The organism is Streptomyces sp. NPDC020379 (assembly GCF_044387105.1).
Lineage (GTDB): Bacteria > Actinomycetota > Actinomycetes > Streptomycetales > Streptomycetaceae > Streptomyces.
Map to the genome: position 1 here is coordinate 108,059 of NZ_JBIRVR010000003.1, position 22,980 is coordinate 131,038.

Annotated in this window: 16 protein-coding genes and 1 pseudogene; 6 read left to right on the forward strand and 11 right to left on the reverse strand. The window is 73.6% G+C overall.

Annotated elements, in window-relative coordinates; genetic code table 11:
* Nucleotides 1-190: 190 nt before the first annotated feature.
* Together ACH427_RS05310 and ACH427_RS05315 are read right to left on the reverse strand one after the other, a co-directional pair.
* Nucleotides 191-598 carry a DUF3017 domain-containing protein gene (locus ACH427_RS05310; protein WP_398868056.1) on the reverse strand — a complete coding sequence of 136 codons (408 nt, stop codon included), beginning with the start codon at nucleotides 596-598 and terminating at the stop codon, nucleotides 191-193.
* Complete coding sequence (locus ACH427_RS05315; protein ID WP_398868057.1) at nucleotides 588-1,457, reverse strand: bifunctional methylenetetrahydrofolate dehydrogenase/methenyltetrahydrofolate cyclohydrolase; 870 nt, start codon at nucleotides 1,455-1,457, stop codon at nucleotides 588-590. Before ACH427_RS05315 ends, ACH427_RS05310 begins: the two co-directional genes overlap by 11 nt.
* 163 nt (nucleotides 1,458-1,620) lie before the next feature.
* Between ACH427_RS05315 and ACH427_RS05320 the strand changes: the two genes are divergently transcribed.
* Nucleotides 1,621-2,301 (forward strand): RDD family protein, encoded by a 681-nt coding sequence (locus ACH427_RS05320; protein ID WP_398868058.1) that lies wholly within the window; start codon nucleotides 1,621-1,623, stop codon nucleotides 2,299-2,301.
* Between the two features lie 88 nt (nucleotides 2,302-2,389).
* On the opposite strand, the gene purH is transcribed toward ACH427_RS05320, so the two are convergent.
* Nucleotides 2,390-3,970, reverse strand: a complete 1,581-nt coding sequence (gene purH, locus ACH427_RS05325) for a bifunctional phosphoribosylaminoimidazolecarboxamide formyltransferase/IMP cyclohydrolase (RefSeq protein WP_398868059.1) — start codon at nucleotides 3,968-3,970, stop codon at nucleotides 2,390-2,392.
* Nucleotides 3,967-4,599, reverse strand: coding sequence for a phosphoribosylglycinamide formyltransferase (purN, locus tag ACH427_RS05330; protein ID WP_398868060.1), 633 nt, complete (start codon nucleotides 4,597-4,599; stop codon nucleotides 3,967-3,969). Before purN ends, purH begins: the two co-directional genes overlap by 4 nt.
* A 400-nt stretch (nucleotides 4,600-4,999) precedes the next feature.
* On the opposite strand from purN, the gene ACH427_RS05335 reads away from it, so the two are divergent.
* A complete protein-coding gene (locus tag ACH427_RS05335) occupies nucleotides 5,000-5,794 on the forward strand; it encodes a hypothetical protein (protein ID WP_398868061.1) in 795 nt (264 codons plus the stop codon).
* A 558-nt stretch (nucleotides 5,795-6,352) separates the two neighbouring features.
* Here the strand turns inward: ACH427_RS05335 and ACH427_RS05340 are convergent.
* The 6 genes and pseudogenes from ACH427_RS05340 to ACH427_RS05365 form a co-directional block, all read right to left on the reverse strand.
* Entirely contained in the window at nucleotides 6,353-8,689 is a 2,337-nt protein-coding gene (locus ACH427_RS05340; protein ID WP_398868062.1) for a DUF6350 family protein, read from the reverse strand.
* A 186-nt stretch (nucleotides 8,690-8,875) separates the two neighbouring features.
* Nucleotides 8,876-9,760 (reverse strand): succinate--CoA ligase subunit alpha, encoded by an 885-nt coding sequence (gene sucD, locus ACH427_RS05345; protein ID WP_398868063.1) that lies wholly within the window; start codon nucleotides 9,758-9,760, stop codon nucleotides 8,876-8,878.
* Between the two features lie 20 nt (nucleotides 9,761-9,780).
* The gene (sucC, locus tag ACH427_RS05350; protein WP_398868064.1) at nucleotides 9,781-10,956 is read right to left on the reverse strand and encodes an ADP-forming succinate--CoA ligase subunit beta; all 1,176 of its coding nucleotides are present in this window, start codon (nucleotides 10,954-10,956) and stop codon (nucleotides 9,781-9,783) included.
* 241 nt (nucleotides 10,957-11,197) lie between these two features.
* Entirely contained in the window at nucleotides 11,198-12,094 is an 897-nt protein-coding gene (locus ACH427_RS05355; RefSeq protein ID WP_398868282.1) for a VWA domain-containing protein, read from the reverse strand.
* Between the two features lie 624 nt (nucleotides 12,095-12,718).
* Nucleotides 12,719-14,968, reverse strand: a pseudogene (locus tag ACH427_RS05360) (DUF5682 family protein); the annotation flags it as partial.
* Nucleotides 14,965-16,065, reverse strand: coding sequence for an AAA family ATPase (locus ACH427_RS05365; protein WP_398868065.1), 1,101 nt, complete (start codon nucleotides 16,063-16,065; stop codon nucleotides 14,965-14,967). The pseudogene ACH427_RS05360 and the gene ACH427_RS05365, both read right to left, overlap by 4 nt.
* 128 nt (nucleotides 16,066-16,193) lie before the next feature.
* Here ACH427_RS05365 and ACH427_RS05370 point away from each other — a divergent pair, with 128 nt between their 5' ends.
* Together ACH427_RS05370 and ACH427_RS05375 are read left to right on the forward strand one after the other, a co-directional pair.
* A complete protein-coding gene (locus ACH427_RS05370) occupies nucleotides 16,194-17,528 on the forward strand; it encodes an SWIM zinc finger family protein (RefSeq protein ID WP_398868066.1) in 1,335 nt (444 codons plus the stop codon).
* Between the two features lie 95 nt (nucleotides 17,529-17,623).
* Nucleotides 17,624-19,207 carry a DUF5691 domain-containing protein gene (locus tag ACH427_RS05375; RefSeq protein WP_398868068.1) on the forward strand — a complete coding sequence of 528 codons (1,584 nt, stop codon included), beginning with the start codon at nucleotides 17,624-17,626 and terminating at the stop codon, nucleotides 19,205-19,207.
* Nucleotides 19,208-19,262: 55 nt separating this feature from the next.
* Here ACH427_RS05375 and ACH427_RS05380 read toward each other — a convergent pair whose 3' ends face one another.
* The gene (locus ACH427_RS05380; protein ID WP_361533297.1) at nucleotides 19,263-19,670 is read right to left on the reverse strand and encodes a cobalamin B12-binding domain-containing protein; all 408 of its coding nucleotides are present in this window, start codon (nucleotides 19,668-19,670) and stop codon (nucleotides 19,263-19,265) included.
* A 382-nt stretch (nucleotides 19,671-20,052) separates the two neighbouring features.
* Here ACH427_RS05380 and ACH427_RS05385 point away from each other — a divergent pair, with 382 nt between their 5' ends.
* Nucleotides 20,053-20,931, forward strand: coding sequence for an esterase/lipase family protein (locus tag ACH427_RS05385; RefSeq protein WP_398868069.1), 879 nt, complete (start codon nucleotides 20,053-20,055; stop codon nucleotides 20,929-20,931).
* Nucleotides 20,932-21,183: 252 nt separating this feature from the next.
* The gene (locus tag ACH427_RS05390) at nucleotides 21,184-22,686 is read left to right on the forward strand and encodes a peptidoglycan DD-metalloendopeptidase family protein (protein ID WP_398868070.1); all 1,503 of its coding nucleotides are present in this window, start codon (nucleotides 21,184-21,186) and stop codon (nucleotides 22,684-22,686) included.
* The last annotated feature ends 294 nt before the right edge of the window (nucleotides 22,687-22,980 follow it).

Consider the following 22,980-nt stretch of genomic DNA (forward strand, 5'->3'; position numbering starts at 1 on the left):
TCGGGCGCGGCATCGTCGCCGTCCGCGGTGGGAACGCCCTCCGGGCGGTGTCCTCAATCGCCGGACGGGCTCAGTGTGCGGCAGGCGGACGATCACGTGCGGCACACCGAGCCCGTCCGGCGATTGAGGACACCGCCGCGCGGCGTTGGCGCGGGAACAGAACGCCCCGCGGCCGGCCACGGACAGCCGCTCAGACCGTGAAGTGCAGGACGTCCTCCAGGAACGGGATCTTCACCCACGCGTGCGGCTGCGCCATCAGCGTGAGCAGGACGATCACCGCGCCCAGCCCGCCGTACGTGACGATGTCGGTGAACCGCGAGCGCACGGCCAGCATGCCCACCGACGGCAGCGTCCAGCGCAGCACCGCGCCGCCGATCATCGCCACGCCGATCAGCAGCGTCCCGACCCGGAAGACGTCGAACGCGACGAGCAGCAGGCCCAGGCCCGTCAGCCCCAGCACGGCGAGCAGCGGCCACTGGCGCGCGGGCGCGGGCGCGTCGCCGGGGGCCGCGCGCCCGCCCCCCTCGGGGCGGGCCGTGTCCCGGGTGAGCTGGAAGCGGCGCGACTTGCCGGGGGCGGCGCCCATCTCAGCCCGCATTGCCGATTCCGGCGGCGCGCTCGGCGGCCTCCACGACGTTGACCAGCAGCAGCGCGCGGGTCATCGGGCCGACGCCACCGGGGTTCGGGGAGATCCAGGCCGCGACCTCGGAGACACCCGGGTCCACATCGCCCATGATCTTGCCCTCGCCGTCCCGGCTGACGCCCACGTCGAGCACCGCGGCCCCCGGCTTGACGTCCTCCGGCTTGATCAGGTGTCCGACGCCGGCCGCGGCGACGATGATGTCCGCCTGGCGCAGCTGGGCCGACAGGTCACGGGTGCCGGTGTGGCAGAGGGTGACGGTGGCGTTCTCGGAGCGGCGGGTCAGCAGCAGCCCGATGGAGCGGCCCACGGTGATGCCACGGCCGACGACCACGACGTGCGCACCGTTGATCTCCACCTTGTGGTGGCGGAGCAGCTCGATGATGCCGTGGGGGGTGCAGGGCAGCGGGCCGGTCTCGCCCAGCACGAGGCGGCCGAGGCTCATCGGGTGCAGGCCGTCCGCGTCCTTGGCCGGGTCCATCAGCTCCAGCACGCGGTTGGTGTCGATGCCCTTGGGGAGCGGGAGTTGGACGATGTAGCCCGTGCACTCCGGGTTGTCGTTGAGCTCGCGTACGACCGCCTCGATCTCCTCCTGCGTGGCGGTGTCGGGCAGTTCGCGCTGGATCGACGCGATGCCGACCTGGGCGCAGTCGCGGTGCTTGCCGGCCACGTACCACTTGCTGCCGGGGTCGTCACCGACGAGGAGGGTGCCGAGACCGGGCGTGACGCCCCGGGCCTTCAGCGCTTCCACGCGAGTGGCGAGTTCGGACTTGATCGCGGCTGCGGTGGCCTTGCCATCGAGAATCTGGGCGGTCATGGCACCCATACTCCCGGATGGACCGGCGCTCGTTCCAATCAGGTCACGTCCGCAGGCGCGCCGTATATCACGCGTTCGCTGTGCCTACGATGATCCGCGCCGCGGCGGACACCGCGGCAGTCCCCATGCGACAAGCCCGGCACCACCGCTCGAAGGACCCCAGGTGACCCACCCGAACCCGCCCGGACCGTACCCGTCCTACCCCCAGCAGCAGCCGGGCCAGCCCTACGGGCAGATCCCGCAGCAGCCGTACCCGGGCCAGCCCTACCCCGGCCAGCCCTATCCGGGCCAGCAGCCCTACCCGGGGCAGCAGTACCCGGGCGGCGGCTACGGCTACCCCGGCCAGGACCCGTACGGCACGCAGCGCCCGCCGCTCGCCGGCTGGGGCTCGCGCGTGGGCGCCTCGCTGCTCGACGGCCTGATCAGCGGCGCGGTCCCGATGATCCTGTTCATCGTCGGCATGGTCATGACGGTCTCCTCGCAGGCCGACAGCAGCTGTTCGCAGTTCAGCGCCGACCAGGGGCTGTGCACGCGGAGCACGAGCTCGCCGATGGCGGGCGTGATCCTGGTGCTCCTGGGCGTCGTCATGGGCTTCGTGCTCGGCCTCTGGATGCTCTACCGCCAGGGCAAGACCGGCCAGTCGCTGGGCAAGAAGATCGTCGGCATCAGTGTCCTGCGCGAGCGCGACGGCATGCCGACCGGCTTCGGCATGGCCTTCGTCCGCAACCTCTGCCACATCGTCGACGGCTTCTTCTACCTCGGCTACCTGTGGCCGCTGTGGGACGAGAAGAAGCAGACCTTCGCCGACAAGATCGTCAGCACGGTGGTCGTCCGGGTCAAGTGACCGGCCGGTCACGGCAGCACGAGGCCGCGCCCCGGGGTTCCGGGGTGCGGCCTCGTCGTATCAGCGGTATCCAGTCGTATCAGCGGTATCAGTGGAAGAAGTGACGCGTGCCCGTGAGGTACATCGTCACGCCCGCCGCCTTCGCGGCCTGGACGACCTGCTCGTCACGGACCGAACCGCCCGGCTGGACCACGGCCTTGACGCCCGCCTCCAGGAGGACCTCCAGGCCGTCCGGGAAGGGGAAGAAGGCGTCGGAGGCGGCGTACGAACCCGCGGCGCGCTCCTCGCCCGCGCGCCGCACCGCGAGCTTCGCCGAGTCGACGCGGTTGACCTGGCCCATACCGACGCCGACCGTGGCACCGCCCTTGGCCAGCAGGATCGCGTTGGACTTCACCGCGCGGCACGCGCGCCAGGCGAAGGCCAGCTCGGCCAGCTCGTCGGCGGGGAGCGCCTCGCCCGTGGCGAGCGTCCAGTTGGCGGGGTCGTCGCCCTCCGCCTGGAGGCGGTCCTTGGCCTGGACGAGCGCGCCGCCCTCGATCGGCCGGTACTCGCCGACCGCGCCGGGGGCGTCGGGGCAGCTCAGCACGCGGATGTTCTTCTTGCGGGCCAGCACCTCGACCGCGCCGTCCTCGTAACCGGGCGCGACGATGACCTCGGTGAAGATCTCCGCGACCTGCTCCGCCAGCTCCACGGACACCGGGCGGTTGACGGCGATCACACCGCCGAACGCGGAGAGCGAGTCACAGGCGTGCGCCTTGCGGTGCGCCTCGGCGACGTCCGAACCGACCGCGATGCCGCAGGGGTTGGCGTGCTTGATGATCGCGACACAGGGCTCGTCATGGTCGTACGCCGCCCGGCGCGCGGCCTCGGTGTCGACGTAGTTGTTGTACGACATCTCCTTGCCGTGCAGCTGCTCGGCGACCGCGAGACCGGTGCCCGTGCCGTCGGTGTAGAGCGCGGCGGGCTGGTGCGGGTTCTCGCCGTAGCGCAGGACCTGCTTGCGGCTGAGGACGACACCGGCGAAGTCCGGCCAGGGGCCCTCGTCGGCCGCGTAACCGTCGGCGAACCAGCTGGCCACCGCCACGTCGTACGCGGCCGTGTGCTGGAACGCCTCGGCCGCGAGCCGCTTGCGGGCGGTCAGGTCGAACCCGCCCGCGCGCACGGCGTCGAGCACGCCGGCATAGCGGCCGGGGTTGACCACGACGGCGACGGAGGGGTGGTTCTTGGCGGCGGCGCGGACCATCGAGGGGCCGCCGATGTCGATCTGCTCCACGCACTCGTCGGGCGAGGCGCCGGAGGCGACCGTCTCCTTGAAGGGGTAGAGGTTGACGATCACGAGCTCGAAGGGCTCCACGCCCAGCTCGGCGAGCTGCTCGCGGTGCGAGGCGAGCCGCTGGTCGGCGAGGATGCCCGCGTGGACGCGGGGGTGGAGGGTCTTCACCCGGCCGTCCAGGCACTCGGGGAAGCCCGTCAGCTCCTCGACCTTGGTGACCGGGACGCCCGCGGCGGCGATCCGCGCGGCCGTCGAACCGGTCGAGACGAGCTGGACGCCGGCCGCGTGCAGCCCCTGGGCCAGCTCCTCGAGCCCCGTCTTGTCGTAGACGCTGACCAGCGCGCGGCGGATGGGCCGCCTCGCGCCGTTCGTACCGTTGGTGTCTTCGGCGGTCACGGGATTCTTACCTTTCGTCCCTCTATGCGGTAGCCGTTGTGGGCCAGACGCCCCACGACATCGACGAGCAGCGCTCGCTCGACTTCCTTGATGCGCTCGTGCAGCGCGGATTCGTCGTCCTCGTCCCGGACCTCGACCACACCCTGGGCGATGATCGGGCCGGTGTCGACGCCGTCGTCGACGAAGTGGACGGTGCACCCGGTCACCTTCGCGCCGTACGCGAGCGCGTCGCGCACGCCGTGGGCACCGGGGAAGCTGGGCAGCAGGGCGGGGTGCGTATTGACGATCCGCCCCCCGAAGCGGGCCAGGAACTCCTTGCCCACGATCTTCATGAAACCGGCGGAGACCACGAGGTCCGGCGCGTACGCCGCCGTCACCTCGGTCAGCGCCCGGTCCCAGGCGTCACGCGTCGGGTGGTCCTTCACCCGGCAGACGAAGGTCGGCAGCCCGGCGCGCTCGGCGCGCTCGAGGCCGGCGATGCCGTCCCGGTCGGCGCCCACGGCCACGATCCGCGCGCCGTAGCCCTCCGGGTCGGCGGCGATCGCGTCGAGCAGGGCCTGCAGATTGGTGCCCGAGCCGGAGACCAGCACGACGAGCCGGGCGGGAAGCGCGGGAGGCGGGGAGGCCACGGTGGGGCCCTTTCTCGCGGGTGGTGCGGTTTGTATGGTCGTACAAGCCGGAGGGGTCCCCGAATACGGGGGACTCTACGAAGCCGCCGACCGCCAGCAACGATACCGGCACGCGGAACGGCCCCCACGGGACGGGGGCACGCGCGGGAGGTAGCGTCTGGAAGCAGCGCACGGAAAGCGCGGGCCACGCGCATGGAATCCGAGCGCGACGCCGTACGTTCGGTGTGCAGTACGTCATGGCGTGCGGGGCACGCCTGCGACGTACAGGACGACGACACAAGGGGAAGACACACTCCACATGCCGGACCGACGCCTCCACGCGGCTCACCGCTTCCCGCTGTCCACCGAGCCCTCCGAAGCCTTCGGGGATTCCCGGGGGGCGGCGACAGGGAACGCCCGCATGGCGCACGAGCGCTCCTCGTCGCCGTCCCCGGACGGGCGGCCGTCCCTGGAGAAGCGGCCGCCGTCGTCTTCGTCCTCGCCTTCGCCTTCCTCGTCGTCAGGTGATCAGCCATCGGGTGATCAGCCATCGGGTGATCAGCAGGACAATCCGTTCGCGCCCCCGCCGGAGGACCGGCCGGACCGGCCCTGGGAGCCGCGCGAGCGGCCCGAGGGGCGCGGTGAGGACGGCGACGGCGCTGACGGCTCTGACGGTGAGAAGCCTCCGGCCTGGGGCAGCCAGTGGAGCAGCCGGCAGCCCGGCCCCCACGGCGGCGGCTTCGGAGGCCAGCGCCCTTCGAGCCCCCCGAGCGGTGGCGCCGGCGGCGGCCTCCGCTGGGACCCGACCGACCCGGCCCAGCGCCGCGCGCGCTACGCCCTGCTGGCCGGCCTGTGGGGCTTCTTCTTCGCCCTCTTCAGCATCCCGCAGGTGGCGCTGCTTCTCGGCGCGCTCTCCGTCTACTGGGCCATCAGCTCCCTGCGCGCGAAGCCGCAGCAGAAACAGCGCACGGACCCGGACATCCCACCCCCGCCACCGCCCGCGCCCGGCGCTGCCCGCCCCCAGACCACGGCGGCCGTGAGCGGCCTGGTCATGGGCGGCCTGTCCCTAGCGATCGTGGCGGCGACGTTCGCCTTCCAGATCGTTTACAAGGACTACTACACGTGCGTGGACGATGCGCTGACGCAGTCTTCGCGGCAGGCTTGTGAGTCGCATCTGCCGAAGGAGTTGCGGCCGTTGTTGGGGGCGCAGGACTGAGTTCCGGGCGCGGGTTGTGTGGGGTTGCGATTCGGGCGGCCTCAAGCGCCGACCGGCCTGGGGTTCGGCGGGCTCGGCGTCGCCTTGTGCGGGTTGTCTGCGCCTGCGGCGGGCCGCCTCAAGCGCCGGCCGGGCTGGGGTTGTGGTGGGTGCCGGGGGTGGGTCTTCCGGGCTGGGGACCTGGAACGCGGTGCGGGCACCCTGACTCGTATGGCGTGCCGTGATGTCGCACCGCGTTCCAGAACCCCACCCTCCAGCCCCACCCCCTCCCACCGGAGAGCGAGTGCGGGGTGGTGGGGTGTGCCCGCCTTTTCGGCCCGCCCGGGGTGCTCGTTGGTGTCAGGGCGCGCCTGTCTTTTTCTTTCAGCCCGTTGGGGGCACCTCTGGGGGCGCCCCCGGACGGAGTCTGGGGGGAGGTAGCTGGGGGAGTTCGAGGACAACGCGGCGAAGCCGTGTCGCGGGGTCTGGGGCGGCAGCCCCAGTTCCGGGGCGCGCCACGCTGCGGGGGTCTGGGGCGCGTGCCCCGGTTCGGGAAGGGGCGGGGTGGGGAACAAGAGATCACGGCCCTTCAGACGGCCGGCTCACATCCCGCGGCTCGAACTCCGGCACCAGCCCACCCCCCGATTCCCGCAACGCCGCCCACCGAACCCGCCGCGCCCCCGTCTCGTGCCAAGCCGCCACCCCCGCCGAGTCGCAGGCCCCCACGACCACCCCCTCCACCGGCACCCCCGCCTCCACTCCGCCGGGCACCCCGCCCGGTGCGGCGGCGGCCGCATGCCTCCCCCGCCCCCTTTTCGCCGTGGCCCGCCACCACCACCCGCGCGCCCGCGACCACTTCGGCTCGCGTACGGCGTCCAGGAGCGTGTCCCCCGCCCGCTGCCGGACGGCAGGACCGGGCAGCGGCAGGCCCAGAGGAGCGGGCGACAGCCCGGCCCGGACCGGCAGTTCCTCCACGGCCTGGCTCTCGTCGACGACGGGCTCGCACACGTCGGGCTCAGCCGCGGGCGCTCCGGACTCCCGCCCCTCATGAGCCCCAGGCTCCGGAACCTCCGTCTCGGCCTCACGGCCCTCGGCCTCGCGCACCCCGGGCTCGCACCCCCCGGGCTCACGAGCCTCCGCGCCCTCACGACGGCCCCGCCCCCCACGCCGCCGTTCGCGCCTCGCGGCCCCGCGGGCCGCTGACGCCTCCCGCCGCGCGGCCGCACGCTCCACCGGCTCCCGCGGGGGCTCGGGCCCCTCCAAGGCCCCACCGGCCGGCATCTCCGTGGCAGGGGCGAGAGCCTCGGTGACCGTCTCCTCCGGGGCGGGAACCTCCTCCGCAGGCGCCGCGAACCCCAGCCACGCCCCCGCCGCCCGTACCACCGCCCCGCCCGGGACCCGGCGCGACCGCGCGACCGGTCCGGCCACCGGCTCCGGTGACGGTGTCGGCTCGCCGGAACCCGGCGGGACGAGGCCGAGCGCCGCCACGGGTCCCTTGCACCACGTCGGTACGAGCTCCGGGCGGCGCGGGCGACGCGGTGCGGTCGTCGTCGCGACCACCGCGCGCGGCGCCGGCTTCGGACGGGCCCGGCGGCGGACCCAGCGCAGGATCAGCGCGCCCGGTACGCCGAGGGTCGTCGTCCAGACCAGCGCCGCGCCGCCCACGAGCCACCAGGGCGGGCCGAAGTCGGTGAGCGTGTCCTCGCCGAGCGGGCCGGACGCCACGTAGGACAGGACGGACATCAGCACCGCGCAGAGCACCCCGCCCAGCGCCGCGGTCGCGGCCGTGCGGCCGGCCTTCGAGCGGCGCAGGGCCTTCGGCTCCCGGGGGACGGTCGCGTACGCGATCGCCGCCCCCGCGCCGGCCGACAGCGCCGACGCGAACGCCAGCGCCGCCGGGCCGGAGGGGCCCGGCGGCGGCAGGGCCGCGAAGAGCGGGAAGCGGGGCAGCAGCGGATAGCCGGCCACCCCGAGCGGGCCGACGACGCCGTCCACGCCAACCATGAACCCCGGCCCCAGCCCGTACGCCGCCGCCCACACGACCGCGTTCGGCAGCAGCGCCACGCACAGCAGCAGCACGGCGACGCGGCCGGACCACGCGAAGGTCATCTGGAGGAGCGACTGCTGGGCCACGGTCACGTGCAGCACGAGCGAGCCCGCGAGCAGCAGCGCGCCGCCACCGAGCAGCGCGCCGGTGCCGACGGCCCCGGTCCGTACGACCTCCGTCAGCCGGGGGCGCGTGAACCAGCGCCGTACGCCCCTGGGGAGCCCCTCAAGCGCCCGGCGCGCGAAGGGCGGGGGTGTCATGCCGGGGAAGCCCGCCGCCGCCCACGCGCCCCCGCCCACGGCCACGCCCGCGAACAGCGGCAGGTGCAGCAGGGCGCTCAGGGGATCGACGGGGAGGGGGCCGGAGGAGGCGTAGAGCGCGGCGGCCGTGGCCACGGAGAAGTAGCCGCCGAGCAGGGCCGCGATCGCCTTGCGCGGGGTCGGGACGGCGTGTCCCGCGGCGGGCTCCCCCGCCGGGCCGTCCGGCGCGTCGTCCGACGGCTGGTCCTCCACCGGGTCGAGCGCGTGCCGGGTCGCCCGGTAGAGCAGCCAGCTGGGCAGCACGGTGAAGAGCAGGGGCGTCAGGCCGATCGGCGCCGGGGCGCCGGTGAGCGTCTCGGTGCGGACGAGGTGCGCGCCGTGCGCGAGGAGCCACAGGGCGGCGGCGACGCGCAGGGCCGTCGCGGGGCCGCTGTCCGGGTAGGGGGAGGAGATCCAGAGCGAGAGGACGACCACGGCGAGCGCGCCGAGCCCGAGACCCGCGGCGACCATCCCGCCGAGGAACACCGCGCCCGCCATCGGAGGTGGCCCCGCGGCGGTGGACCTGCTCCGCGAAGGCAACTGCGGGCTGTGATCGGCAAAAGGGGTCACGGCCCCATGCTGCCAACAAGATGGCTTTCGTACGGGTAGCGGGCAAATAGCCGTCGTGTCGCCCGCATTCACTTATGCACCTTTTAAGCCTGACGGGTGGACAGCTTCACCCGGACGGGCCCGCCGGAACGGGTGTGGGCCCGCGCCCCTTCCGGGACGCGGGCCCACACCGTGGAACCGTACGGCTCAGGCGGACAGCGCCTCGCGCGCCAGCAGAGCGGTCTCGGACGGCGTCTTGCCGACCTTCACGCCCGCGGCCTCGAGGGCCTCCTTCTTCGCCTGGGCGGTGCCGGACGAACCGGAGACGATCGCGCCGGCGTGGCCCATCGTCTTGCCCTCGGGCGCGGTGAAGCCGGCCACGTAGCCGACGACCGGCTTGGTGACGTTGGCCTTGATGAAGTCCGCGGCCCGCTCCTCCGCGTCGCCGCCGATCTCACCGATCATGACGATCAGGTCGGTGTCGGGGTCGGCCTCGAACGCGGCGAGCGCGTCGATGTGCGTGGTGCCGATGACCGGGTCGCCACCGATGCCGACGGCCGAGGAGAAGCCGATGTCACGGAGCTCGTACATCATCTGGTAGGTCAGCGTGCCCGACTTGGACACCAGACCGATGCGGCCGGGCTTGGTGATGTCGCCCGGGATGATGCCGGCGTTGGACTGGCCCGGGGTGATGAGACCGGGGCAGTTCGGGCCGATGATCCGGGTCTTGTTGCCCTTCGAGCCCGCGTACGCCCAGAAGGCGGCGGAGTCGTGGACGGCGATGCCCTCGGTGATCACGACGGCCAGCGGGATCTCGGCGTCGATCGCCTCGACCACGGCGGCCTTGGCGAACGCCGGCGGCACGAAGACGACGGTGACATTGGCACCGGTCTTCTCCATCGCCTCGGCGACAGAGCCGAAGACGGGCACCTCGGTGCCGTCGAAGTCGACGCTCGTGCCCGCCTTGCGCGGGTTCACGCCGCCGACGATGTTGGTGCCGTCGGCCAGCATGAGCTTGGTGTGCTTCATGCCCGTGGCGCCGGTCATCCCCTGGACGATGACCTTGCTGTCCTTGGTGAGGAAGATAGCCATGGTTGTGGAGTCCTCGTCCCTTACTTCGCAGCCAGCTCGGCGGCCTTGTCGGCCGCGCCGTCCATGGTGTCCACGCGCTGCACCAGCGGGTGGTTGGCGTCGGACAGGATCTTGCGACCCAGCTCCGCGTTGTTGCCGTCGAGGCGGACGACCAGCGGCTTGGAGACGTCCTCGCCCTTGGCCTTCAGCAGCTCCAGGGCCTGGACGATGCCCTTGGCGACCTCGTCGCACGCGGTGATGCCACCGAAGACGTTGACGAAGACGGACTTGACGTCCGAGTCGCCGAGGATGATCTCAAGACCGTTGGCCATGACCTCGGCGGAGGCGCCGCCACCGATGTCGAGGAAGTTGGCCGGCTTGACGTTGCCGTGCTTCTCACCGGCGTACGCGACGACGTCCAGGGTGCTCATGACGAGACCCGCGCCGTTGCCGATGATGCCGACCTCGCCGTCGAGCTTGACGTAGTTGAGGCCCTTGGCCTTGGCGGCGGCCTCGAGGGGGTTGGCCGCGGCCTTGTCCTCGAGCGCCTCGTGCTCCGGCTGGCGGAAGTCGGCGTTCTCGTCGAGCGAGACCTTGCCGTCCAGGGCCAGCACGTCGCCGTTCGCGACCTTGGCCAGCGGGTTGACCTCGACGAGGAGCGCGTCCTCGGCGACGAAGGTCTTCCACAGGGTCACCATGACCTCGGCGACCTTCTCGGCGACCTCGGCCGGGAACTTCGCCTGGGCGACGATCTCGCGGGCCTTCTCGATGGTCACACCCTCGTTGGAGTCGACCGGGACCTTCGCGAGGGCCTCGGGGGTCTTCTCCGCGACCTCCTCGATGTCCATGCCGCCCTGCACCGAGGCCATGGCCAGGAAGGTGCGGTTGGTGCGGTCGAGGAGGTACGAGACGTAGTACTCCTCGAGGATCTCGGGAGCGGTCTCGGCGATCATCACCTTGTGGACCGTGTGGCCCTTGATGTCCATGCCGAGGATGTCCGTCGCGCGGGCGACGGCCTCGTCCGGCGTGGCGGCCAGCTTCACGCCGCCGGCCTTGCCGCGGCCGCCGACCTTCACCTGAGCCTTGACGACCGACTTGCCGCCCAGCCGCTCAGTGGCCTCGCGCGCCGCCTCAGGCGTGTCGATGACTTCACCGGCCAGCACCGGTACACCGTGCTTGGCGAAGAGGTCCCTCGCCTGGTACTCGAACAGGTCCACGCGCGTCCGTCCCTTTTCCATGGATATCGCGGTTCAGTGTCTGCGCGGGCGTGCCGCAGGCCAGCGTGACGACGCGATCTTTTACGAGGGCGGCACACGTTCACCGTTGACGCGGCATGTCCGTCTCGCAGGTTATCCCCGAGGGACGGAGGTCCCTAAATCGCAGGTCACACTCCGGCCGTGATTACCCTCACAGATCGCACACGGATCGCTCACGGATCGCACCCGGCGGCCCCTCCGGTCAGGGCTCGGGGACGGGCAGCGGGCGCTTCTCCAGCGCGGCGGCCATCACCTCCGGGAAGAGGTCCGGGGTGCAGGCGAAAGCGGGCGTGCCCAGGGCCGCCAGCGCCGCCGCGTGCTCACGGTCGTACGCCGGGGCGCCCTCGTCGGACAGCGCGAGCAGCGTCACGAACGCCACTCCGGACGCCTTCATCGCCGCGACCCGCCGCAGCATCTCGTGGCGTATCCCACCCTCGTAGAGATCACTGATGAGGACGACGACGGTCTCCGCCGGGCGGGTGATCCGGGACTGGCAGTAGGCGAGTGCCCGGTTGATGTCGGTGCCGCCGCCGAGCTGGGTGCCGAAGAGCACGTCGACGGGGTCGGCCAGCCGGTCGGTGAGGTCGGCGACCGCGGTATCGAAGACGACGAGCCGGGTGTCGAGGGACCGCGTCGAGGCGAGGACGGCGCCGAACACGGCGGCGTGGACGACCGAGGCCGCCATCGAACCGGACTGGTCGACACAGAGGATCACCTCCTTGCGCACCGCCCGCGCCGCCCGCCCGTGGCCGACGAGCCGCTCGGGGACGACGGTGCGGTGAGCGGGCAGGTAGTTCTTGAGGTTGGCCCGGATGGTGCGGTCCCAGTCGATGTCCCGGTGCCGGGGGCGCGCCACGCGGGCCGACCGGTCCAGGGCGCCGCCGACCACCGCGCGGGTCCGCTGTGCCAGGCGCTCCTCCAGCTCCTGGACGACCTTGCGGACAACGACCCGCGCAGTCTCCTTCGTCGTCTCCGGCATGGCCTTGGCGAGAGACAGCAGAGTGCCGACGAGTCGTACGTCCGCCGCCACGGCCTCCAGCATCTCCGGCTCCAGCAGCAGCGCGGCCAGCCCGAGCCGGTCGATGGCATCACGCTGCATCACCTGAACGACGGACGCCGGGAAGTACGTACGGATGTCCCCCAGCCAGCGGGCGGCGTACGGCACGGAGGCCCCGAGCCCCGCGCTCCCGCCGGCGTCCCCGTAGAGAGCGTCGAGCGTGCGGTCCAGCGCGATGTCGGCGCCGCGGAGCGGGGGGCCGCTCCCGCGGCCGTCGTCCCCGAGCACGAGCCGCCAGCGGCGGAGCCGCTCGGGGGACGACGGCGGGGCCGGGGGCGGGGCATCGGCCTGCCGGGTGGCTGAGGGAAGGGGCCGGGCGGGGAGACCGGCGCGGACCGCGTCCGGGAGGAGAGGCCGGGCGGAGGCAACGGCCCGGCTGGCATCCGGGAACAGCGGCCGGGCAGTGGCCGAGGGGAGCGGCCGGGCAGCGGAATCCGCCCGTCCGGCATCCGGGAGGAGCGACCGGGCGACGTCCGACGGGAGAGGCCGGGCAGCGTCTGCGGCCTGGAGCCCCGCTTCCGGAAGGAGCGGGGCCACATCCAGAGCCTGGGAACCCGCTTCCGGAAAGAGCGGGGCCACATCCAGAGCCTGGGAACCCGCTTCCGGAAAGAGCGGGGCCACATCCAGAGCCTGGGAACCCGCTTCCGGAAAGAGCGGGTCGGCCGCCCCGCCGTCCACCCCCAGCAGCACGCGCAGCACCGGCACCACGGCCGCCGCCCGTTCCTCGTCCGCCCCCGCCCCGAATCCCGGCACGTCCCGCGAAGCGGCCACGGTGCCCCGCCGGATCAGCTCGCCCAGCGTCCGCCGCACTCCCGCCCCGTACGCGGAGAACGTGCGCCGCAGCAGGGGCAGCACCCCCGTGAACTCGCGGCCGGGCACCGCCACGAGCCACGAATCCACCAGTGCGCGCAGCCGCTCGTCGTGGACGAGCAGCATGCCGCCGGAGTCGCCCGCGCCCAGGAATCCCTCGATCCACGCCGCCGCCTCCAGCGGTGCGGCCGCGCCCGAGAGCGCGAGCCCCATGAGCCGGGCGGCCCGGTCCTCCGTCAGCTGGCCCTCGTCCAGGAGGAGTCGCGTGGCTCTCCCCCGGATCCCGCCGGGCAGGCCGTCCCGCCCGGCGAGCAGCCGCAGCACCGCGGACCAGCGCTCGCGTACGCCGCCGGGCGGGGCCTGGGCACCGGCGAGCAGGCCGACCGCGTGGTGCACCGCGTCCAGGTGGCCGCGCATGTCCGCCGCCGCGTCCGTGTCCAGGCCGTGGCAGGCGGCGGGCAGGCCGACGAAGACCCGCTCGGCGAGGCCCGCGGCCACCTCGCCGAGGGCAGCGGTGTCGGTGCGGCGCACGTCGCCGTACCGCAGCGAGCGGACCAGCGCGGGCAGGGCCGCGGCCAGGTGCGCGACGTCCGCGTCGAGCGCCGCGCGGTCGGCGAGGACGCGCATCACGGTGGGGAGGGCGTCGGGCAGCCCCGCGAGCAGGCACCGCTCGGCGAGGGACGTGAGCCCGGCGAGGGCCGGGGTGCCGGCCGCCTGGGACTCGGCCTTCGCCGTCGCGGCGGCCTCCACGGTCGTGCCCCACGCGCCCGCCTCGGCGATCCGGACGGAAAGCTCGGGGTCCCAGCGCAGCCGCCAGGTCTCCCGGAAGGTGCCCGTGCCACCGCGGGAGGGCACCGGCTCGCCCCAGTCGACGCCGAGGAGCCGCAGCCGGTGGAGAAGCCGGCTGCGGGCGGCGTCGGTGTCCTTGCGCAGGTCGAGCTCGCGGTCCCGGGCGGTGGCCTCCGGCTTGAGCCGCAGGGTGCGCTGAAGGCGGGTCAGGTCCCGCAGCAAGGGGGTGGCGGGCGCGGCGTCGGGCACCTCGCCGAGGTCGTCGCCGATGACGAGGCGCTCCCGCACCAGGGCGAGGGGCACGTCGGAGCCGTCGCACATGACGGCCCGGACCGCGTCGAGCGTCTCGGTGAGCCCGGCGAGCGGGCGGCCGCGCAGGGCGGCAAGGGTGTCGGCGAGCCGTACGGCCTCGATGACGTGGGCCGGGGAGACCGGGTGGTCCTCGGCGCGCAGCAGCCGGGCGACCTCGGTCATCCAGCGCTCGACGGGCCGGTCGGGGGAGTGGAAGAGGTGGCCGTACCAGCCGGGAGCGTCGATCCCCGCGCCGTAACCGCTGTGGCGGGAGAGGCGCCGGTGCGTCCAGGGCACCCAGCTGAGCCCGGCCTTGACCCTGGGCAGGCCCTTGAGCTCCGCGCGGTCCGCGGCGACGGTCCGCCTCTCCGCGAGCGCCGGTACGTGCCACGCGCCGCAGACCACGGCGAACGCGTCGCCGAACTCCCGCCGCGCTTCCCTGATCCGCAGCCGCATGTGCGCTTCGCGCGCGGCGTCGTGGCCGAGACCCTCCCCGTGGGCGGCCCGCAGCTCCGCCATCGCCTCGGCGAGGGCGTGGAACGGCGCGAGCGCGTCATCCGCGCGGGACCCGCTCCGGTGCTCGACCGCGTCCTCCCACCACCGCTCGGGGTCGTCGTGACCGGCGGCCGCGGCGAGCACGGCCAGCGGGTCGGCCTGCTCCGTCCGGCCTTCCCCGCCGGGTGGTCCGGCCTGCTCCCGCAGGGCGAGGGTGTGGGCCGCGGGCAGGTCGACGAAGCGGACGGGGACGCCGTGGGCGAGGGCCCAGCGGATCGCGGTCCACTCCGGGGAGAACGCCGCGAGCGGCCAGAACACGGACCGCCCGGGGTCGTCGACGGCGTGGGCGAGGAGGGCGACGGGCGGGCGCATGCCCTCGTCGGCGGCGAGGTGGACGATCGGCTCGGCCTCGGGCGGCCCCTCGATCAGCACGGCCCGCGGCCCGCACCGGTCGAGCGCGGCCCCGACGGCCCGCGCGGAGCCGGGGCCGTGGTGGCGGATGCCCAGCAGGGCCGGGCCGGGCCCGGTCATGCGGCGGCCTCCCGGCACGCGCGGTAGAAGTCCTTCCAGCCGTCCCGTTCGCGGACGACCGCCTCCAGATACTCCTGCCAGACCAGGCGGTCCGCCGCCGGGTCGCGGATCACGGCGGCCGTGATCCCGGCGGCCACGTCGCTCGCGCGCAGCACGCCGTCACCGAAGTGGGCGGCGAGCGCGAGCCCGCCGGTGACGACGGAGATCGCCTCGGCCGTCGAGAGCGTCCCCGAAGGGGATTTGAGCTTGGTGCGGCCGTCGGCGGTGACGCCGTCGCGCAGCTCGCGGAAGACGGTGACCACGCGCCGGATCTCGTCGGCGCCGTCGGGGACCGCGGGCAGGTCGAGGGAGCGCCCGATCTGGTCGACGCGCCGGGCGACGATGCCGGCCTCGGCCTCCGCGGTGGCGGGCAGGGGCAGGACGACGGTGTTGAAGCGGCGGCGCAGGGCGCTGGAGAGTTCGTTGACCCCGCGGTCGCGGTCGTTGGCGGTGGCGATCAGGTTGAACCCGCGCACCGCCTGCACCTCCTCCCCCAACTCGGGGATGGGAAGCGTCTTTTCGGACAGCGCGGTGATGAGCGTGTCCTGCACGTCGGCGGGGATGCGGGTGAGCTCCTCGACGCGGGCGATCGCGCCGGCGGCCATGGCGCGCATGACGGGGCTGGGGACGAGCGCGGCGCGGCTGGGGCCCTCGGCTAGGAGCCGGGCGTAGTTCCAGCCGTAGCGGATGGCCTCCTCCGGGGTGCCGGCCGTGCCCTGCACCAGCAGGGTGGAGTCGCCGCTGACCGCGGCGGCCAGGTGCTCGGACACCCAGGTCTTGGCGGTGCCGGGCACGCCGAGCAGGAGGAGCGCGCGGTCGGTGGCGAGGGTGGTCACGGCCACCTCGACGACGCGGCGCGGGCCCACGTACTTCGGGGTGATCACCGTGCCGTCGGGCAGGGTGCCGCCGAGCAGGTAGGTGGCGACGGCCCACGGCGACAGCCGCCAACGGGCGGGACGGGGCCTGTCGTCGGCGGCCGCGAGCGCCTTGAGCTCCCCCGCGAAGGCGTCCTCGGCGTGCGGGCGCAGCGCTTCGGTCTCGATTCCGGGCACGGTCACAAGTCCCCCTCGGTCGTGCGGTTCCGGGTCACGTGAACAACCCTGCACCACACCACTGACAATCGGCCCCGGTGCCGGGAATCCGCAGGTCAGGGCGATTGTCAGTGGGGGGTCGTAGCGTTTGCGGCATGAATCCGCAGGGGGAACGCTGGACGGAGGACCGGGTGCTCACGCTGACCCCTGACGCACCGTCACGCATGGCGGGCGGCAGGCTCGCGGTGCCGGGCCGGTGGTCGGGCGCGGGGGCGCGGGGCGCGGGCGCGGTGTGGGGGGAGTGCGAGGGCGGCGGCCCGCCATGCCGGACGGTCGTGGATCTCGACGGCCCCGGCGGCCCCGCGTTCCACTGCTCGTGCCCGAGCCGCGAGTTCCCGTGCGAGCACGCGCTCGGGCTGTTGCTGCTGTGGTCGGCGGACGGGGAGTCGGTCCCGGAAGGCCGGCCGCCGGACTGGGCCGGGCAGTGGCTGGACCGGCGGCGGCGAGCGGGGTCCGGAGCACCGCCTTCCGCACCGACGGACACCGACGCGGCACAGCGAAGAGCGGAGCGCCGGTCGCGGCGCATGGCCGCAGGCGCGAGGGAGTTGGAGCAGAGACTCGGCGACCTGCTGCGGGGCGGCCTCGCGGCCGACGGCTCGGAGTACGGGCAGTGGGACGAGACGGCGGCCCGTATGGTCGACGCGCAGGCACCCGGACTGGCCGCGCGGGTACGGGAGTTGGCGGCCACGCGCGCTTCCGGCGGCGACTGGGCGTCGCGGCTGCTGGCGGAGTGCGCGCTGCTGCACACGCTCAACCAGGGATTCTTGCGCCTCGACCGTCTCCCCGAGCCCTTGGCCGCCACGGTGCGCACGCGCGTCGGCATCGCCGCGGATTCCACGGCCCGGCTCGCTTCCGCCACGCCCGTCCGCGACCACTGGCTGGTCCTGGCGCAGTCGGACAGCGACGACGGCCACTTGATCACCCGCCGGATCTGGCTCCGCGGCCGGAACACGGGCCGGATGGCGCTGCTCCTCTCGTACGGAGCGGGCGGCCGGCCACCGGAGTTGTCGCTTCCCGCCGGCCTCTCGCTGGACGCGGACCTCGCCTACTACCCGGCGGCCCGACCGCTGCGCGCCGCCCTGGGCACCCGGTACGCGACCTCGGAGCCCAGCCCCGCTCCCCCGCCGGGCGGTGATGTCCGACGGGCGCTGGAGGCGTACGGCGAGGCCCTGCGCGACGACCCGTGGCTCGATGCCTGGCCGGTGCTCCTCGATGCCGTGGTCCCGATACCGGGCCCGGAGGCGGGCTGGCAACTGGCGGACGCCGACGGCGATTCGGCGCTCCCTGTCCACCCCCGTCACCGGGACCGCTCCGGCCTGTGGCGGCTCACCGCGCTGTCCGGCGGCCGGCCGGTCACGGTCTTCGGCGAGTGCGGCCACCAGGGCTTCACGCCGTTGTCCGCGTGGGCCCCTGAATGCGTACAGCTCTGAGACACCCGCCGAGGTCCGGGCGCAGCGGATCGAACGCCTCCGGTTGCGCGCTCTCACGACGAACCGCCGGCACCGCGCAGCGAAAGGGCAACCTGATGAACACCACCTGGGACGATCTGGTCTCCGCCGCCCTGCTCGGCACCGCCCGGCGCACTCCGCCCGTGCGGCCGCGGGACGGCCAGGACGCCGCCATGGCCCTGCTGGACGCCGCGGCCCTGCACACCGTCCGGCGGCGTGCGGGGCTCGTGCCCGCCGCCGCTCGGCCACGGCCGGAGCCCGCGCCCGAGGACCCCCGGCCCGCGCTGCCGCCCGCCGCGCGGCGCCGGCTGGCCCTGCTGCTCGCCGACCGTTCCGGGGGCGGGAGCGGCGCGGGGAGGCGGATCGGCGCGCCCGATCTCACGGAGCTGCTGCCGCAGTGGCTGACCGCCGCCAACCGGTACGGCTACCGAGCGCCCGCCGCCCTGCTGCCCGCACTGCTGGAAGCGGCCCGCGCCCGTACGGATCTCCGGCCCGCGGTGCTCACGTTCGGCGGCTCCCGGGCGCGGTGGCTGGCCGGGCTCAACCCGCAGTGGAAGTACGCGCTCCGTGCCGGACCCGCCACAGCGCCGAGCCACACCGTGGCCGACGCCGCCGAGGCCCGGAAGGTGTGGGAGGAGGGGCTCTTCGCCGAGCGGGTGGCGCTCCTGGCCTCCGCGCGGCGCCGCGACCCGGCGGCCGCCCGGGAGCTGCTGGCGGAGACCTGGCGGACGGAGCGGGCGGAGGACCGGCTGATGTTCCTGGACTCGCTGCGCGAGGGGCTCTCCCCGGACGACGAGCCGTTCCTGGAGCGCGCGCTGACCGACCGGAGCGGCAATGTCCGCGCCACGGCGGCGGAGCTGCTGGCGCATCTCCCCCACTCCGCGCTCGCGGGGCGGATGGCGGAGCGGGCGCGTACGTGCGTGGCCCTGGAGCGCACGGGCGGTGCCGCCCGGATAGCGGTCGAGGCGCCGCACGAGTGCGACAGGGACATGCAGCGGGACGGCGTCGTCGCCAAGCCGCCGCCCGGCCGCGGCGAGCGGTCGTGGTGGCTGAGCCAGGTGGTGGAGGCGGCCCCGCTGGCCATGTGGCGCGAGCGGTTCGGAGGCCGTGGGGCCGAGGCGATCGTGGCGCTGCCGGTCGCCGACGGCTGGCGGCCGGAACTGCACGCGGCCTGGTGCCGGGCCGCCGTCCGGCAGCGGGACGCGGAGTGGTCACGGGTCCTGCTCGGCCCGCCGACGGCGCCCCCGGAGGGCTCGTCCTGGCGGGACCCGGCGAAGCTGCTGTCCGCGCTGCCGCCGGAGGAGCGGGCCGAGTGGGTGGCGCGGTTCATCGCGGCGCACGGGCTGTCGGAGGCGTTCCGGCTGCTGGGCGTGTGCGAGGTGCCGTGGGCGCGGCCGCTGGGCACGGCCCTGGTCGACGCGCTCGACGCCGCACGCGACGCGGGCGGCTACCCCTGGAGCTTCAGCGGCGTGATGGGCCTGGCCGAGCGCTGTCTGGATCCGGCGCAGGCGGACCGCCTGGAGGAACTCACGGCACTGCCCGACGAGCCGCTCTCCATATCCGAATCCGACGGTGCGGCCGGCTATTGGGCGGAGGCGTTCCGGCGGCTCGTCGGTACGTTGCGCCTGCGCGCGGTGATGGCCGCGGAGTTGGCGGGATGAGGCGGCGGACCGGAATCGCGGGTGCGCGACGCGGCCCGCCGCCGTGCCCGGCCGGCTACGCCGCCCCCCGGACGTTCTCGTTGACCCACTCCACGATCGACGCCGTCGTCGCGCCCGGGGTGAAGATCGCGGCCACTCCCTGCTCCTTGAGCGGGGCGATGTCCGCCTCGGGGATGATGCCGCCACCGAAGACCTTGATGTCCTCCGCGTCGCGCTCCCGCAGCAGCTCGATGACCTTGGCGAAGAGCGTGTTGTGCGCGCCGGAGAGGATGGACAGGCCGATCGCGTCGGCGTCCTCCTGGATCGCGGTGTCCACGATCTGCTCCGGCGTCTGGTGCAGGCCGGTGTAGATGACCTCCATGCCCGCGTCGCGCAACGCCCGGGCGATGACCTTGGCCCCGCGGTCGTGACCGTCGAGCCCCGGCTTGGCCACCACTACACGGATCGGACCGGTCACTCCCATCACTGCCTCCAAGTACGACAAGTACGACGCCGACGACCGGCCGAGAGGATTCCCCGCGCCCTGGGGGCGGGATGTGAACGAACGTTATCCCCAGCATCCCGCACCCGGCCGTTTCGCGGTGGGGAGGGAGGGGGAAATCACACGTGGGACAACACGTTCGCTACGCACCGCCCTCCCGCTTCCGTATCCCAGGGCTCCTGGAGCCTCTCGTGTCACCGGAGCGGCGGGACCGCGGGCGGTCGCGAGGGGAGCCGCGGCGAGCTCGCCGCAACAGTGTGCCGACAGCCGCGCGGCACAGTGATGCGGCCTGTGGCGCACAGCTGCCCGTGAATGCGCACGGGGGGAGAGAGCCGCCTTCTGTGTGCCGTTCAGGAGGTCGGCCATGGCGGCCCTGCGCTTGATCACTCTCTTCTCCGCCCTGCTGCGCCCCTCGGCGCTGCTCGTCAGGTCCACGCTGCTGGAGCTGGCGATCCTCACGGGCCACGCGCTGCTCTATCCCACCGGCCTGACGCAGGAGCGCCGTCCGCCACCACTGCCCCCACCACCCACAGGGCGCAACGACACGCCCGAAGACGAATCGGAATCGGGAGCAAAAGGCAGAACAGAACAGGAAACAGAACACGCGCCCCACCCGCCCGTGCTTCTCCTCCACGGTTTCATCGACAACCGCTCCGTCTTCGTCCTGCTGCGCCGCTCCCTCCGCAGGAACGGCTGGCAGCAGATCGAATCCCTGAATTACTCCCCGCTGACCTGCGACGCCCGGCTCGCGGCCGAGTTACTGGCCCGGCACGTGGAGGAGTTCTGCGCGCGGACGGGCCGGGCGGAGATCGACGTCGTGGGCCACAGCCTCGGCGGACTGATCGCGCGCTATTACGTCCAACGCCTGGGCGGGGACGCCCGGGTGAGGACGCTGGTCACGCTCGGCACCCCGCACGGGGGCACCCGCGTCGCGCCTTTGATGTCCGCGCATCCCCTCGTCCGGCAGATGCGCCCGGGTTCGGATGTCATAGCCGAACTCGCCGCGCCCGCGCCCGATTGCCGGACGCATTTCATCAGCTTCTGGAGCGACTTGGACCAGATAATGGTGCCGGTCGAGACGGCGCGGATCGATCACCCGGATCTGATCACCCGCAATGTCCGCGTGACCGGCGTCGGCCATCTCGCGCTCCCGGTGCACTGGGCAGTGGCGGCGGGCATCCGTCAGGCCCTGATCGCGGAGGAAACCGCAGCTGAGGCGTCCGGTGCGGCGTCGGTCGCCTGATCCGCGACCGGTCCCGTAAGGCGCCGCGCACCCCCGTCCGTTCACCCTTGAGGGGACGGAACTCGATTCCACCCGCCAGAAAACCGAACAACCTTCGAACGTCAAATCGGTTTCCCGGGGTTCAGTCCACCGAAAGGCGGCCAAATGCCCGCCCCAGGACCGCCTGAAACGTGACGAAGATTGTCGCCATCCCGAACCGCCGGGTACAGTCGCCGCTAATTCTCCTGCTCCCGAGGCGAAAGAGAAGTGGTGGTGAACGACCGTCACCCGTCGGCGGGCTCCGGCCCGGCCGGTCCCGCTCAGGACATCTCCTACGGGCACTACACGTCGTACGAGCAGCAGGGCACCCCGCACGGCTACCCCGGCTACGAAGGCCAGGACTCCGGGCAGTGGGACACCTCCGGCTGGGGCCACTCCCCCGACGCCTCCTGGGGCGGCAACACGGCGGGCTGGAACCAGTTCACCGACGGCGGCTGGGACCAGGGCGTCACCGGACAGACCCAGACCTGGGAATTCACCGGCTACAACACCGGGCAGACCGGCCAGTGGGACACCTCGGCATGGGGCCACCCGGGCGGCGTCCCGGCCGCGGACACCGGCTCCTGGAACACGGCCGGACCGTACGACACCGCCACCGGCTCCGGCTGGGCACAGCCCGCCGACGGCGGCTGGAACCCCGACACCTCCGTCCACGCCCAGAGCTGGGACACCGCCGGAACGCAGACCACCGGCTGGGAACAGCAGCAAGACGCCGGCTGGGGCGACATCAGCACCCAGCAGACGCAGACCTGGGACACCAGCGCCTACGCGAACACCGAGGCGCCCGAGGCGCAGCACACCCCCACCCTCATGGTCGATCTCTCCGGCGCCGACCTGGGTCCCGCTCCCTCGCCCGGCGCTCATTACGTCGCCGACGCCGAGACCCGGACCATGTCGGTGCTCGACCAGCCGGAGCCCGACGACGCGCAGGACGCGCCGACGGCGGCGGGCGTCCCGGCGCAGAGCCGCAGCCGCCGCAAGGGAAGCTCCTCGCGCACCGGCTACCGGCCACGCCGCAAGGCCCTGTTGACGGTCGCCGTACCGTCGGTCGCGGTCATGGGCGTCGCGGGCATCGCCGCCGCCTCCGTCTCCGGCGGCAAGGGCGAGGCGAAACAGACCCAGGCCGCCGCCGCTCCGGACGCCGCGGCCGTCCCCTCGATCGCCAACAGCAAGCTGGACACCCAGCTCGCCGGCCTCAGCCGGGGCGCCGACGACTTCGCCACCCGCGCCACCCGCACCCAGGAACGCCTCGACCTCAAGGCGCGCCAGGAAGAGGAGAAGAAGCGCAAGGCGGAGGAAGCGGCGCGCAAGGAGGCCGAGCGCCCCAAATTCGCGCTCCCCGTCACCCAGCACGGCCTGAGCGCGTACTACGGGCAGGCGGGCGTCAACTGGATGTCCGTCCACACCGGCATCGACTTCCCCGTCAGTTACGGGACGCCGGTCATGGCCGCGACGGACGGCACGGTCCGTACGCAGTACAACGTCGCCTACGGCAACATGGCCATAGTGACGTCGCCCGACGGGACCGAGACCTGGTACTGCCACCTCAGCAGCACGAAGCTTCGTTCCGGGCAGGTCAAGGCCGGTGACGTCATCGCTTACTCGGGCAACTCCGGCAACTCCACGGGGCCGCACCTCCACTTCGAGGTCCGGCCGGGGGGTTCGGCGGTCGATCCCCTGCCGTGGCTGAGGTCGCACGACCTGGACCCGACGTAGGGCTCCGCCGCGTCTGGGCGCGGGCCCGTTGCGCCTGCGGCACTTTGTTCCCCACCCCGCCCCTTCCCGAACCGGGGCGCGTGCCCCGGACCCCCGGCTGCGGGCCGGCCGCGCCTGCGGCGGGAGCACCCTCCGGGCTGTTTGTTCCCCAGCCCCGCCCCTTCCCGAAACCGGGGAGACCCCGGGCCCCCAACACGCTTCGCGCGTTGTCCTCAAACGCCGGACGGGCTGAGTTGTTGCCCGGAACGGACCCTGAACGTCCCCACCCCCGGCACCCACCACAAACCAGCCCGG

Excerpts from the sequence above, each read along its gene's own strand:
- ACH427_RS05355 (WP_398868282.1), bottom strand. The coding sequence starts at position 12,094 with ATGCAGCGTGATGCCATCGACCGGCTCGGGCTGGCCGCGCTGCTGCTG.
- ACH427_RS05385 (WP_398868069.1), top strand. The coding sequence starts at position 20,053 with ATGGCGGCCCTGCGCTTGATCACTCTCTTCTCCGCCCTGCTGCGCCCC.
- ACH427_RS05310 (WP_398868056.1), bottom strand. The coding sequence starts at position 598 with ATGCGGGCTGAGATGGGCGCCGCCCCCGGCAAGTCGCGCCGCTTCCAG.
- sucD (WP_398868063.1), bottom strand. The coding sequence starts at position 9,760 with ATGGCTATCTTCCTCACCAAGGACAGCAAGGTCATCGTCCAGGGGATG.
- ACH427_RS05335 (WP_398868061.1), top strand. The coding sequence starts at position 5,000 with ATGGCGCACGAGCGCTCCTCGTCGCCGTCCCCGGACGGGCGGCCGTCC.
- ACH427_RS05370 (WP_398868066.1), top strand. The coding sequence starts at position 16,194 with ATGAATCCGCAGGGGGAACGCTGGACGGAGGACCGGGTGCTCACGCTG.
- ACH427_RS05380 (WP_361533297.1), bottom strand. The coding sequence starts at position 19,670 with ATGGGAGTGACCGGTCCGATCCGTGTAGTGGTGGCCAAGCCGGGGCTC.
- ACH427_RS05315 (WP_398868057.1), bottom strand. The coding sequence starts at position 1,457 with ATGACCGCCCAGATTCTCGATGGCAAGGCCACCGCAGCCGCGATCAAG.
- ACH427_RS05375 (WP_398868068.1), top strand. The coding sequence starts at position 17,624 with ATGAACACCACCTGGGACGATCTGGTCTCCGCCGCCCTGCTCGGCACC.